The organism is Bradyrhizobium sp. USDA 376 (assembly GCF_054063675.1).
Genome location: NZ_JBSSGN010000001.1, coordinates 5,203,829 through 5,219,628, shown reverse-complemented (window position 1 = coordinate 5,219,628; position 15,800 = coordinate 5,203,829). Strand labels below are relative to the sequence as shown.

At 63.5% G+C, this 15,800-nt stretch carries 2 protein-coding genes (1 of these 2 cut by a window edge); both read right to left on the bottom strand.

What is annotated here, in order from left to right; all coding sequences use genetic code 11:
- Positions 1 to 4,195 carry the beginning of a hypothetical protein gene (locus ACVJ19_RS24160; RefSeq protein WP_456739439.1) on the bottom strand. 12,272 nt of this gene lie to the left of the window's left edge, so only the first 4,195 of its 16,467 coding nucleotides appear in the window; it begins with the start codon at positions 4,193 to 4,195; its stop codon lies off the left edge, out of view.
- A complete protein-coding gene (locus ACVJ19_RS24155) occupies positions 4,131 to 15,800 on the bottom strand; it encodes an LEPR-XLL domain-containing protein (protein WP_456739438.1) in 11,670 nt (3,889 codons plus the stop codon). Before ACVJ19_RS24155 ends, ACVJ19_RS24160 begins: the two co-directional genes overlap by 65 nt.

Genomic DNA, 15,800 nt, shown 5'->3' with positions numbered 1-15,800 from the left:
CCTGGGTGATGACCATCGACTGCAGCTGGTTGACGATGAAGAAGTCCTCGCTGTCGCCTGCCGGGGCCACCTTGTTGTTCTTGACCTTTGCGGAGACGGATTCGGCCCTGACAAAGTTCACGGCCGACAGCGTCAGAACGGTCGCCGTAACGTTCAGGACCGTGAAGCTGCGGTTGTTGGGATCGTCAGCGATTCCCGTGTCGACCGTGACGATGTCGCCGACGGCGAAGCCCGCCCATGTCCCGGCCGCGGCAGTGATCGTGTCGCCCCCGGCATTCCGCGCAAATGTCATCGAGGCGGTGACATTAATGATCTGCGTTGGGGTATTGCTGCCGAACGCGCGGGTCTTGCCGCCCGAGTAGCTCGACATCAAGCCGGCATTGCCGATACCGAGGCCCGTCGTGAATCCGCCATCGGGGATGACCTGGGCGGTGCCGCCCGGTATTGCCGACGTCGCCGTCCCGCTGAGGCCGCCAAGGAACGTCTCATCGAAGAATATCTGATCCGTATCGGCGTTGCCGAAGATGCGGGTCAGATAGCCGCTCGCCGTCGCGCCATGCGCGATGACGCCATGCAGGTGCATCACCGTGCCGAATTTCGGCGTGTCGTCCGGCGAGACGGTGTCGGTCCGGGCAATCCCGCTCGAGAGCTCGTTCACGCGGCGGAAGTCGCCATAGATATCGATATTCTGGCTGGCGAGTATCTGGGAGTTCGCCTCCGTGGTCACATTGTCGGCGACGCGCAGCAGAATCGAACCGTTGGGGGTGTTGATCAGACCGTGGACCAATGTCTCGGGCCCATTCTCGAGGAACAGGACCGCCCCCGTATTCAGCAGATGCAGGTCCTCGCCTTGCACCGCGCTCTCGCGCACGGTGAAGCGAATATTGCCGCCGACCGCATCGCCGCCGGCGATGCCGAGCGCCTGCAACAGCACCACTTCGGCGTTGTTGCCGTAGGGCGATGCCGTCGTGGGCAGCGCCTCGCTCAAATAGATACTTCCGGTCGCGCGGGCGCCGATCGTGCCATAGGCATAGGCCTGGGAATCGATCTCCAGGTCGTTGCCGCCGCTGGTATTGCCGATATTTCCGCCCCTGGCGAACAGATTGATCGTGTTGCCGATGACGGAGGCCGTGTCGTCACCGACGCCATCGGCGCGCGCATCGACGATGGAGCCCCTGGTCGTCGCCAGCGAGACGTCGCCCTGGGTGTTGACGAGGTCGACTTCCAGATCATCCACCTCGTTGGCGATGGCGCCGAGCCAGTGCTGGGATTCGGGCCCGCGCTGCACCTCCGTGATGAAGATGCCGCTCGTGTTGCCGACCTGAGCCGCCGTATCGATTGCGTCGAGGACGCCGAGCGCTGAGCCGACGCCATAGAGCGCATCGACGTTGATCTCGATGAAATTGTCCGGTGTGCCGATGCCACCGAAGCCCGACTTGTCGGCGCTCGTCGAGGTGATGCCGTTGTCGCCCGCGATCAACGTGATGTTGACGCCGGTCACGTCGGCTTCGCCCGAAGCTCCATCGTTCAGCGCATCGATGATCCGGGCCGGCGAATGCAGGGTCACGTCGTTCGCGGTCGACATGATGCGCCCGACGCGCAGGTCGCCGGTCTTCTCGGCCAGATCGATCCAGCCATTCGTCAGGACGTCGATGTGGTAGCTGTCGCTCGGACCGGGCGTCGCGGACCCGGTGATCTCCGTAATCGCCTTGACGTTGACGAGCCTCGGACTCGTCGCCGTCGGCTCGGCATTGGCGATGATGATGTTGTGGGCCGAGATGATGCCGGGACGATAGCGGTGGCCCGTCGAATCCAGCGCCCGGATGTCGTACGTGCTGTCGATATGCACGCCGCCGGTGCCGAATGCACCCGCGTCCTGTGGCAACGCGCTGCCTTCGTCGGGTAGGAATTTGTTGAAATAATCCTTGGTGTTCGCCGGCTCGCGGTCGATCACGTGCACCGCGCCGACCGTCCCGACATTCGTATCCTGGACGCTGCCCCAAATCCTCAGATTGGCGTCGCCCGCGGTATCCACCGCATCGATGACGACCGAGTACGGCGTATTGTCGTCGCGCAGCCGGCCCTTGACGTCCAGCCAGGCGAATCCTTCGGTCGTGCCATTGCCCTTGGCCACGGCCGTGAAGCGCTGTGCCGGTGTGAGAGAATGGAGGTCGGTGGCCGTTGCGGTCGGGGTGATCTCGATCGGGGTCGTCGGGCTCGATACCTCAGCCAGCTGGACCCGCAGGGAATCGAGCGCGATGATGTAGTAATAGTTGCCCGATGTCAGCCCGCCGAGCGCGGTGCCCGAGGCGACATATTTCACGAGCTCGCCATCGAAGAACTGGTTGAGCCCCAGCACGATCGAGTGATCGCCGCCGCTGACGTTTCCGCTCACGAAATCGGTCGCGGCCGGAACATTCGCGCTGTCGACCACATCGATGTTGACCCGATGCTGCGACGGGGAGACAGGATCGGCGAAGTTCACGATGCCGGGGTTCTGGCCAATATTCCCCTGCCGCGCCTCGATGTCGAGGATATTGGTCCGGATCAGCGAAGCTGGATCCGCGTCACCGTCTGCCCGGCTCGCGCTGGACAGGATGTCTCCATGGACGTTGATGACGCGCGTGGTACCGATCGGGTTGTCGATGACGCCGCTGAGCGTAATGTTCGGCGGATCCGTGTTGGTATTCTCGATGTCGATCAGCGTGGGGCTGACGTCGCGCTTGAGCTTGAAGGTCAGGCCGCGCGAGCCCGTGTTGGAGATGTCGACTTGCGGCTTGTCGGCCGGGTCGACATCCAGGACCTTGATGTCCTGCACGTTCATGTCCAGCTTGGACTTGTTGATCAACAGAACGTGGTGATAATTGTCGCGGAACTCCCAGGTGCCGCCGCTGCCGTTGATGTGGTCTGCCGCCGCGAAATAGACGTCGCCAGGATCGTTGTTAATGATGTCGTGAACGTTGATGAAGCTGCCGATGTCGACGTCGACGTTGACCTGGCGCTCGATCGCTCCGTTCTCTCCGACGATCAGCACGGGGGACTGCCCCGAGTAGATCACGACGTTGGAATCGAATTCGATCGTCGCCACCACGTCCGGGTCCCTGTGGGGACTTCCGGACAGGCTGAAGCCGAGCGCTCGAACATGATCCGGGTTCTCGCTGATGATGGCCATGGCGCCCGGCCCGGTCTCCGGCTGGTTCGTCATGTCGATATCGAATGCGAGCCGCGGAGTGGACGGATGCACCGACGGCAGCAGCACCGGATCGCCGTCGACGCGCGGGGTCGCGGTGACTATCGCGTTCGACGCGCTGTTGACGTCCGAGTGGAGCTTGGTCGTGTTGCTGGAGCTCGAATCGACGCCGCCGAACAGCCCAGTCGCGCTCGAATTAGCCCGCGCCTTGGTGAAGATGGCATTGTAGGACGTCCGGAAATCGACGCCTTCCCAGCCCGTGATGGTCGCAAATCCGTTCACCTTGATGTTGAGCGGAATCTCGACGTTGACCGTGGACGAGGCGGTTCCAACCGCGACGAGGCCACCGCCATCGCCTTCGCTGATCGCGACGACCGACATCAAGGCCTGGTTCCCGGTCGCTCTCACGTCGCCATCGCTGGCGGACAGCACGACGATTCTGCCTTCAAGCTTGGCGGCGGTACCGACCTCCACGTTGGTATTGCCGCCCAACGTGGCTTCGGCGCTTGCATTGGCGTCGCCGCCGAGTCCAACGCCGGTCGCATCCGTATTGGCGCTCTGATTGCTCCGTACCTCAGCCGCAACGATCAGATCACCGCCAGCGAGGATCGCCGCGTTGTTGTTGATGGTGGCGAGCGTATCGACCGAAATCCTGGAATGAGTGTGACCAATGGCGACGCCGACCAATCCTCCCGTGATCACGTGAGCGGCCGCCTGGGCCTGATTCAGAGTCAAGGCGAGCACCGACACGCCACCGTTGGCCTCGATGCGCGTACCATCGCTGACATAGGCCAGGGTCTTGTGGTTCGGACCGTTCTGGTCGGAATCCGCGGTCGGAATGCCGAGCCCGACGAAGCCACCGCCCTCGTCTTCTGCGTTCGACGTCGCATTCGTAGTCGACTGGGCCTTGATGACGACATCGCCGCCTGCCGAGACGAGATCAGCGCGTAATGTATGCTTCGACGTCAGGATTGTCGTTGACGACTGCGTGCGTGATGTTCGCACCGAGCAGGACGCCGCCTCCCGAGCCAGTTGCTACCGCAGAGGAGACGCCGTCTCCGGTCGGTGGGGAAATGACATTGAGCGGCGTACCGCCCGGTCCGGTCAGCGTGACCGTCACCGCAGGGCCACTCTTGAGATTGACGCGCAGCTGTTGCAGGCCGGAGCCGGCCGCCTTGATGTCAACGGCTTCCGCTCCGATCGTGTGATTTCCGGTCGCTCCGGGAGCCGACAGGGTCAGTGCCGTATCGCTCAGATCGGCCTTGAGGTGCAGCTTGAACTGGTTGTCGTTCAGCTTCTCGACGTAGAACTGCTTGCCGTCGGCGTTGTTGCCGTCCGCCGTCATCGGCAGATCCGACTTCTTCACCAGGCTGTGTGTGACCGCCTTGAGATCAGTAAAATCGGGGTTGGTCTGATCTTTCGTTCCGGGATTCAGCCCGATCACGACCTTCGCCGCGGTCGTGTCGTTGTTGACCGTGTTTGATTCCGTGAGAGTGAGCGTCGAGCCGCCAGAGCCGCTGCTGATGTGGACGGTGCGATTGTTGCTTCCAAGGTTGGTAGCGCTGATGACCAACGTCTGGCCATCCTTGAAGCCGAAGTCCGACCAGTTATGGCCATCGGTCCGCGTGATCGTGTCGCCGGTGCCGTGCCTCGTGAAGGTGATATTTCCCATTCCGAGCGAGGAAGCGTCGCCGAGCTGGATCGAGCTGCTGTTCGGTCCGCCGACGGTCACGACCTTGTAGTCGGCACCGTCGGTCAGACCGTCGATCACCTTAATGGGCAGTTTACCTCCGGTCGCTTCGTAACGGACGATATCGCCCAACGCGAAGCCCCAACTGGCGGCATCGCCGTTGGCGTCGACGTATTGGATGTTGTTGTTGTCGACGTTGTTGTACGTCTTGCTGCCAGAGTTGAAGATCGCGGAATTGGGATCCACGTCCACCTGCACGCTGACGAAGGTATGCGCCGCCGGCGCATGATAGGTGACCGCCTCGCCATTGAAGAACTGGTGGTTTGTCAGGTCGATCGTCTGACTGGATGCAGGCGGCGTGAAGTTCTCCTGGACATAGCTTCCACCCGGCTCCCGCAGCTTGATATGGACTGGATCCAGCGGATTGGGAATGTAGACGCTGTAGATGTGGCCCGGCGTCAAGCCGTCGACGACCACGCCTCCGGCGGGTTCGTACTCGATCAGGTCGCCGTTGTTCAAATTCACTGCCGACGGCAGCGTGATGATGTCCGTCGTCGGATCGACCTTTGCACCGTCGAAGACATCGCCAAACGCAAGGTGATTATCGTCGATCCTGATCACGGTCTTGATGATGATGTCGTTGTTGTCGTTGTCCTTGCCATTGACGGTGAGACCGTCGATCCCGGCGTTGCTCGGCAGCACGACCGTCGATCCGGTCTGAAGCCCGTGATTGGTCACCTCGACCGAATTATTGAGCGGATTGGCGAGGTCGTCGGATGTCTCCGTATTGATGATCTGGTAGTTCGGCGGCGTCTTGGTCTGCTGCGGTTCGGCCTTCGCCATGACGGTGATGTTACCGCCGGCGGTCACCGTTGGCGGGTCGATATAGGCCTTTACTGTTGGTGTGATGTCGGTGGTCGAGTCGGCCTCGCCGATCTGCGCACCACCCGACAGCCCGAACCCCTTGGTCAGGGCGTCACCCTCCGGATGGTCGATCGCCAGCACTTCGATCTTTCCGGTGGTGTTGATGCTGCCGCCGGACTGGACATAGGCCTCTACGTCCGGCGCGACCCTCGCCGTCGAGCTGTTGATATCCAACGTGAACAGGATTCCTCCAACGACTGCGGTCTCGGTCGCCTTCGCCGCTTCGGTTCCCGTGGCGTAAATGTTTAGCTCCGAAGCCGTGATCACCGAGCCGTCGAGGTGAGCCTTGACTGAGCTCTTCGTTTCCGCTGTCGCGATCGTCACGCCGATGCCGAGACCACCCAGGCCGATGCCGTGCGCCGAAGCGACGGCGTTGCTGTTGTCGGTCGCACTGATCGTCACGGCGTCAGTCGCGGTCACCGTGCCGGTGATCTTGCTCTCCATCGTCGGCGACATGATCGCGGTGGCGACGCCGCCTTCCGCACCCAGAAGGGTTCCGCCCGCGGAGGTCTGCGCCTCGGCACTTGACCCATAACTGGTATCCTTGCCGAGATTCTCCGAAGTCGTGACGGACACCTTCCTGGCACTGACCGATCCGTTGCCGATGCTCGCAGTGATCGCGGTCTCGACGTCCGCCTTCACGAAGGACAGGCCGGCTCCCGCACCGAGGCTGATCTCCACGCCCTCGACGAACGGATTGACCAGGTCGACCGATTCGGCGTTGACCGTGACGTCACCGGTGACGATGACCTTGGCGCCGTCGCCGATGGCCGCGCTCGCCACCGCCTTGTCCGAGACCCGCGCAAAATTGACGCCCGTGGCAACGAGTCCGGCCGAGACCGCGACAGTGTGCACATCGGTGGTCGTGGTATCGCTCGCATCGACCGTCAACGACTTGACCACCCCGGCCTTGCCGATCTCCGCGCTTCCGTCGACCGTTGCGCTGGCGCCGCCCGTCACGTCGAGGCTGGTATAGGACACGCCGGCGGCCACGGCACCAGCCGACACCTGGGCGGTGAGTTCGGTGAGATCCCTTGTGTTGGTCGCGCTGACTTTGACGTCGGCTGCCTGCGTGACGTTGCCGAGGCTGGCCTGCACCAGGCTCGTGTCGCTGATCACCACGACAGCCGCGCCGACGCCGACAAAACCGCCTGCCGCGTCCAGCGCGAGCAGGTTCACGCTCTCGTTGAGGCTCGCATTCACATTGATGTCGCTGGCGAGGCCGGCGCTCAGCGTTCCGTCTGCAAAAGCGGTCACGTTGTTGCCGAGCGACAGCACGGCAACGGCGGCGCCCGCCCCCACGAATCCAACCGCAGCCTGACCGGTCGTAACCTTGATGATGTCGGACTCGTGCGCGCCGACATTGATGGCCAACCCGGCATTGAGATGAGCGCCGCCCTTCACGATCGCCGACGTGCCGTTCGGAATGAGCGGGTCGGCCGCCGGTGGCGGCGCGCTGTTCTCGGTGTTGGTGATACCGGTCTTGGTCGGCGCCTTGGCATTGATGCCGGCGGTGGCCCCGCCGGGCCCGGAGATCGCCTGGCTGATCCGGTCGCGATTGCTGTTCGCCTTGCCGTCGGAGGTGAAATTGTTGATGCCGCCCGCGTTGCTGTTGGTGACCTGGTTCTTGCCGGCCTCCGCCTCGGCGGCCGCATCACTGTCCGCCGACCCGTTCACGTTGCTGAAGGATTGATTGTCGTTTCCGGCCTGCGACAGGGCGATCAGGCCCGTGCCGTTGTGGTTCTGTGCATTCAAGGCCGAATTGTAGAGCTCGACCTTGCCGGTGGCATGACCGCTGCCATCGAGGAGCTGGTGCAGGAAGACGTGATCCCCGTCATGCACGGAGCCGAGATCGCTGCCGCCGCCGCTATGGTAGATCACCTCGGCGCCGTCGCCGAAGGTCGGCTTGCCGAAGTCGATAGTGCCATCGCCGGTATCGACGGCGCCCGTGCCGAATGAAACCGGCTTCGCATCCAGCGCGCTGTCGCTGGTCGCGTTGCCGTCCTTGTCTTTTCCGGTCTTCTCGATCTGCTTGCCGATGGACCAGACGCTGACCGCACCGCCGACGCCGACAAAGCCGCCCGCGCCGCTGGCATCGAATCCTTCGATGTCCTTGAGAGACAATGCATACACATCGATGTCGGCAGCTGCATTCACGGTCGCATTTGCACCGACCACGGCCTTCACATTGTTGTTGACCGTGCCGACGTCCACTGCGCCGGAAACGCCGACGAATCCTGCGCCGATGCCGATGACGAATGTCTTCACGCTGACGTCGTCCGCAGCGCCGACATGGACGCTCTGCGCGCTCGCGGCACTGCCCTCATGCGCCGTGTTGATCAGCGCTCCGTCCAGGATCGAGGCGTCGGTCTCCCCGCTGATCAGCGTCACGCCGACGGCTCCCGAAACGCCGACGAAGCCGCCTGCGCCGGCGGCAACGATATGGAGGAGATCCTCTTTCGACTCTGCCTGCACCAGCACGCCATGCGCCGTGGTCCGGCCGAACCCGGAACCGATCGTCCCATCCAGGATGTTGCCCTGGCCGGCCGATTTTCCGAGCCCATCAACTTGGGCATTCGCCGCGATGAAAGCTTCGGTATCCTTGTGGATCAGCATCACGCCGACCGACCCACCAACGCCGACGGCACCACCGGCCAGAGCGCCGGACAGCTCGAGCACATGGGTGTCGTCGGCGGCAGAGACCAGGACGTCGCCGTGTGCGAACACGACGGCGTGGTCGTCGATATGCGCCTTGGTCGTGTTGCTGACGCTAAGGACATCCACCGCGCCGCCGACGCCAACGAAGCCTCCGGCAATGCCGAAGCCGATCATCACGACGTTCTCTTTGGCGTTTGCCGCGACGCCGATGTCGCCGAGCGCATTCACGGTGGCGTGGTCGCCGATATAGGCCTCTGTGGTATTCCCGATCACATTGACGCCGACCGCCGGCGCCACGCCGACCAGACCGCCGGCCGCCGAGCCGGCAATTGCGAGGTGATAGAAGTCGGCGGCGGCGCCGACCAGCACCGTTTGTTCGCCGGCAGCGGTGGCCGTACTGCCGTTCACCGTGGCATGGTCGCCGATATAGGCCTTGGTCGTCGCATTGACGACGTCGACGCCGGCCGTGACCGCGACGCCGACTTCGCCCGCACCGACGCTGAACGTGAAGGTTCTGATCTCGTCCTGATTGGTGGCCGCCACCGCGACACCGTGGAAGCCGCTTTGGACCGTCGGGCCTGCCGACCGGATGTTGCTCAGCGAGTCGTCGGACACGTCCTGGTCGCCGCTACCGCTCGAGCTCGTCTTCATCGGCTTGAGCGCGGGCGTACCAACATGTCCGCCCGAGCGAAGATTGCTGCGCGCCACCGGATCATCGGACTCCGCGTTCGAGCTGGTGCTGCTGTCGCTGGTCTCGATCCCCTGCCCTTTCGGGCTATCCGGCGAGAACTTGTCGCCGGCATTGACCGGCGTCAGCGTGATGCCGATCGCGCCCGTGTTCACGTCCGCGCCCACGCCTTGTCCGTCGCCCGTCACGACGGCCCCGGACCCGATGAACGCTTCGATGTCCTTGGTCATGACGTTGACGCCGGCGGCTGCGCCGATACCGACGGTTCCGGCCGCAAGAACTGCGGCTATCTCGTTGATGTCGGTCTGGTCGTCCGCCGAAATGGCGACGGTGCCTGTGGCGTGCACGTTACCTTGACCGAAGCTCAGCGTGCCGTCGGTGGGATCGTCGCCAATGAAGGCCCTCGTATGCAACTCGAAGACATTCACGTCGGCATTCGCACCCACGCCGACCGTACCGCCGACGGCGATGCCGGCCGACACCGAAATCAGCGTCTCGGTCGACGCGGCGGCGACCAGGATGTTGCCGCCGACGGTCGCCGTCACGTTCGAGTCGATGAAGGCAGTCGTGAATTTCTTGAACACGCCCACACCGACGCCGACGCCCACACCGGCCGTGCCGCTCGCCGCGATCGAGCCCGCAACCGTGGTAACTGCCGTGTCGTCGGTCGCCTTCACGGTGAGATCGTGCACGCCCACGACCGTGACCGAGGTGCCGTGCCCGATCGACGCCGTGGTGTGCTCCGTCAAGACGTTGATCGCCGCCGAGCCCGCTACCCCGACATCTCCGCCGCCGCCAAAGCCGGCCGCGATCGTGATAATGTCTTCGCTTTCCTTGGCGATGACATCGATATTGCCGCCGGCGCGCAGCGTGGCGTTGGCGCCGACATAGGCCTGCACGGTCGCATTGTGAACCAGCGTGGTGTTCGCCAGACCGATTCCCGCGGTATTCCCGACTCCAATCGCGCCCGCGACCATCGTCGTAATGAAGGTGTCGGTCGCAGTCACCGAGATGGCGCCACCCGAACGCACCTGCGCAGAATCGTCGATATAGGCGTCTGTCTGCGGGTGAATGTCGGCGATGCCAACCGATGCCGCCGCTCCAGTTCCTCCAAACCCGCCGCCGATCGTGCCGGCAACCGACAACATCGTCTCCGGGGATGTCGCCGTCACGGTGACCGCTCCGCCGCCATTGTTGCCGACATGCGCCGACGAACCGATATAGGCCTTCGTCGTCTTGTGCAGGATCTCGACATCCAGTCCGACGCCGAAGCCTGACGAGTCGATAGACAAGGCCAATGCGCCAGCGACGCTGACGACCTTGGTCTCGTTCGTCGCCCCCACGGTAACCGTCTGGCCGCTGCCGACCGTGTAGAGACCGCCCTGGTTGATCTGGCTGAAGGCGCCGATATGCGCATCCACGTCGACGTGCAGATCGTTGATGATGAATGAGCCGGCAACGGCCAAATCGGCTTGGCTGGCAGACCCCGCGACCGCCACCGACGTGAGCTTCGGCTTGAGCAATGGCAGGTCGATTTCGGTCGGCACCATGTGACTCTCGGCGTTCACCGAGATGGCGCCGGCGGCGTCGGCGTCGCCACCGATTGCTGCCGTTACCGTGGCATGCAGCAGCGTCACGTTGATCGCGGCGCCGAACGCGCCCTTGTCCTTGGAGAACGCACCCGCAGCCGCGAGCGTCTGTGGCCCGAGAACGGCCGTTCCATTGACCGCGATACCGCCGTCGGACTCGAGGTGCGATGTGCTCGCCGTCGACGCTTCGGTGTCGAAATGATCGACGATGTTGATCGCCACTGAGCCGGCAATGCTCATGCCGCCCTTGCCGCCCGCGGCCGCCGCACCCCATGCGACAAAGTCGTTGGTCTCGCCGCTCGGCGTGATCGCTTCGAGCGTGATGCCCGCGACCGCATCATGACTAATGATGATCGACCCGCCGCCGACGAGGGCCTTGTTGGTCGCTCCGAGCCAGTTGACGCTGACACCGGCCGCAATGTGATCGTCACCGTCCAGCTTGACACCGGTGCCGATCGCCTTGGCGCTGCCGTCATATTGGGCCACGGCGGAAATCATCACAGCGCCTTGCGCCGTGATGTCCGCGCCGTTTGTCACCTTGGCGGTGTTATCCGCCAGAATCCGGTTCACCGCAATCGATGCCGCAACCGACACGCCGCTGTCGTTCTGACCGCCCTGCGATGAGGCCGAGCTGTTGCCACTCGAGGCGTTGCCGCCCGCCGACGGCAACGACACGCCCTTGCTGTTGGTGCTCGCGTTGCTGCCGTTGACCTGTCCGTCAGCCTGCTTGTCGGCATTGTTGCCCGATCCGGAATCGTCGTCCTTGCCCTTGGCCGACGCAAGGGCCGTCGTTTCGCTGACGACCGTGGAGCTCGAGGCGACCGTCGCAGCGCCGCCGGTGGTGGTGACACTTCTTGCAAGTTCGGCACTGACGTTCTCGGTCAGCCAGGCAATCGCGATCGAGGCACCGACACCGACACTCTTGCCGGCCGCCTCGGCGTCGGTTTCGGTGATGTAGTCCACCTCGTTCGACGCGGTGATCGACGCATCGCCCGTGGCCGAAACGGTGCCGCCCGTGCCGACATAGGCCGACACCGTATCGGAGGCGACCAGGATGCCGGCGCCCACGGCGACGCCAACGCCACCCGCAGCGCCGTTTTCGCCGTGCGTGAACGTCGACACCACGTTTTCGGCCGAGACCGTGAATTGGCCGGCGGCGCCGGACCATGTCGTGCCGTTGATGATCGCCGCGTTGACCGTGTTGGTGGGGACGTCAACCGCGACCGAGGCGCCAACGCCGACATTCTCTCCATCGGTATCGCCGTGCGGAAGTGCTCGTGACAGATTGTCCTCGCTGCTTCCAGCTCTCACTGCAACATCGAGACCGCCGGTGATCGCGACCTTCGCCGTGCTCGTCCCGGAATGATCCCCGGACGGCGTCTTGCCGATGACCGCTTCGGTTTCATTGTTCACGACATTGACTGCGACCGATACGGAGACCCCGATATCGCCGGATCCGGCCGCCGACAATGCCTCGGCGCGCGACGAATGGCTTTCGTCGACGACCCTGGTGCCGTTGCCGTCACTCGTCAGTTCGAGCGCCTTGCCGGCATAAGCCTCGTTGCGTGATGCCGCGAGCTGATAGTGCCCGCCGGTCAGGTCGATGACGTAATAGACCGTGTTGCTGGAAAGGCCACCAATCGCGGTGCTTCCGGGCGGAACGTCGTACGTCACGGAATCGCCGGTGCGCAGATGCGCATTGGCGCCGAGATTGAGCAGCCGGACGGTGCCGCCGGCCGTGAACTTGACATCACTCAGAGGATTGGGCGTCGGAACGCCCATGACATCCTCGACCTTGTAGAAATGCTGATCGCCGGATCCCGGCGACGTAAGGTCGATCTGCTTGTTCGCGCCGGTGGTCTCTCCCGCCTCGGCTTTCGCCTTGCTGTCATAGAGCCTGATCGTGCCGTCGTCGTTGACGTGCACGTAGTAGTCCTGGCTGAGATTGGTCAGTCCGCCGATATCGCCGCTGAGGGCGAAGTTAAGGTATTCGACCCGATCACCGTTCTTCAGGCCCGATCCAAGCCCAACGAAGATCGTATCGTCGGTCGTGTTCACGACGTCGGGCTTGATCACCGGGGCGTCGATCTTCCGCTCGTCCATCACCGCTTCGACGATCACGCCGCCGGCGTGAATATCGGTGTTGTTGCCGATGTAGCCGAGGTTGGTCGGGTTGTTCAGGGCAATTGCCACGCCCAGGCCGACGCCGGTTCCCCCGGACTCAGTAGTCGCCTTGCCATCGGCAGTCGCGTGTCCGTCGGAATTGAGCGCCGAATGAACGGTGAGCAAGCCGGTAGCGGTGACCTTGCGATTGTCCGAGATCGACGCAGTCGACGTCGCATTCTGGACATCGAGGGCAACCGCGCCTGCGACGGTGACGTTGCCCCCGCCCGAAGACGCCTTGTTGGTGTCCGTCGCGCCGGTTCCCTTCGCATTGCTGTTCTTGCTCGTCGCAGCAGAGTTCGCGAAATTCTTCTGACCCGTCGTCTTCTGGTCGATGCTCTTGCCGCCGTTGCTGTTGTTCTTCGTTTCGTCCTCGCCGCCGGCGGCACTGGCCTTGGCCCTGGTCTCGCTGATCGAAATGGCATTCGACAGGAATGCCGCCGCGCCGCCCGTAGTGACGAGGTCGCGTCCGGTAGTCGCCAGTGAATGGTCGTTGACGAAGCTGAGCCCGATGGAAATACCGATCGCCGTCCCTGCCTGGGTGTCTCCCTCGGCCGAGGTCGTTACCTGATCGGTAAGCGTAGCGGACGCCGTGAAGGCACCGCCGATGTCCAATTCGCCTCCGGTGCCGAGCTTGGCCGACACATCATTATCGGAGATCGATATCGCGATGACCGGGGTGACAGAAGTGCTCTTGCCCACCGCCCCGTTCATCGCGTCGGTTTCCATCGTGTGGATCGACGTGGCGATGAGCGTCAGGTCCTTGGCGCCTGCCAATACGGCACCATCGTCGAGGTAGGCGGAGGTCGTGTCATCGTCGTAGCCGAGCGCGACCGAGATTCCGACACCGGTCTTGGCGGGATCGCCCTTGCTGTCGGCGGGCGTGGCCCTGGTGACGAGCGCAATGTTGGACTCCGCCTCGATCGTAACGTTGGTCGGACTCGACAGCGTGACGTTTGCCGTCTTGGCGAGGTACGCATAGTTATGATTGAAGACGAAGTTGAGCGCGACCGAACCGTCGACTGTCAGGTTCTCGGCCGTGCCAATGCCCGAGATCGACGTGACCGTGAACACGCTCTGTTGCGGAGCCAGCACGTCGATGACAAGCGAGCTTCCTGTAATGGTCGTGTTTCCGTCGATGTAGGCGAGATTGCTCCGGTCGGCGACGCCGATCGCCACCGCGATGCCCACGCCCTGCTGAGCGTTGCCGGAGGTGTCACCGGTGAAGCTCGCGTCGGCACCAACAGTCTGCACGTCCCTGGTCGTGGTTGTGACTGCGACCGCGCCGGTCCTGGCGTCGATCGTGCCCGCGTTGATGAACGAAGACGCTGTTCCGGTGTCGACGCCCACGGCAACCGCACCGGCGAAAGTGATGCTGCCCTCGTTGGTGGTCGCACCGTTGCTGCCGAGGGTCTTCTGGCTCGCGTTGCCTCCGCCCCCGTCCGAGGATCCGCCGACCGAGGAGGACGCCGACGTCATGATGGTGCGATCGGCTCCCGCAGCCAGCGTCACCCCTGTGCCGTCGACGGTCGCGCCGTCGATCGACGCCGTTGTATCGCCGAAGATCACCGAAACCGCGACGGCCGCGCCGGCGCTGCCCGCGCTGCCGTCGGCCAAGGTCGTGGCGTTCAGCTTGCTCGTCGCTTGCAGCGTCGCAGCACTCGCCCCGGTGGCATTCACAGTGGCTCCGCCGGAAACACCAAGCTTGGCCCCGCTGTCGAATACGGTCAAAGCAACGGCGGCGTCCTTGGACGCATCGCTGCCGGAGCCGGGCGCGGCGGACGCATTGATCGTAACGTCGGACTTGGCTGTCGCGCCGATCTTGCCGCTGGCGTTAACATGGCTTGACGCCCCGTGGATCAGCACCTCCGGATCGGCCTCGCCGGCCACGAGCGTGATCTTGAACGAACCATTGTTGACCGACGATGCCTTGAGCGTGCCGTCGACCGTCGCAGCGAGGGTGAGATCGCCGGCAGTCGCGCTCAATATCGAATCGCCGATGTCGATCTTTGCGCTCGAGAAGCTCGTGACCAGCGAGACGAGATGGATGTTGTTGCCCAGGTTGTCGTTGATCGCATCGGCGATCTTTCCGGTAATCTTGCCGCTGAAGCCGGAATCATCAGCATTGCCCTGAACCGAGCCGTCAGCGTCCACATCGAGGGCTGAGTGTGCGGTGAACGCGACAGAGCTTGCAGTGAGATTGGCGCCGGTCAGCGTGATCCCTGAATTTGCATCGGCCAGGATGCCTTGGTTCACGACGGGGTCGTTGCCCGCGGTCACCTGCGAAGCGAGGGTCAGGCTGCCACCGAAAGCCGCATGCGCACTCGACGAGATGGCGGAATCGGCCGTGAGATTGAGCCCAAAGTTGAGGACGGCCGAAGCGCCGTCGAGCTTGACGGTGTCCTGGAACAGCCTTTGGTCGCCCCCCGTGAAATTGATATTGAGGGTACCGCCACCGCCGACGAATCCGTTCAAGGCGGAGAACGTATCGAGGTCGATGTGGATCGTGTCCCCGAAGCCCGCCTGTGCGATCGAACCGCCGGAACGCTCGATCGTGACGTTGTTGTCCGTCAGAGCCGCGGTACCCGCGACGTTTGAAGTGCCGGTCTCGAAGAGAGTGAGGCTGCTGGAGCCACTCGCCTGCAGCGTGAACTCGTGCACCGATGGGTTCGGTATCGTCGCGTACGAAATGTCGGCCGACAGCAGCAGACGCGGCTCTATCGCCTCCAGCGTGAAGTTCTGCCGCCGCGGCTTTGCAACCGAACTCGCGGCACTGCCCGTGCGTCGGCGCCTTCTACTGTCCCGCCCGGGAATGATCTCGCGAATGACCTTGTTGAGAAGCGTCTCGAACACGGAGCGCTTGTGAGCTTCCTTATTCCAGCGCCAGGCTATACCCAT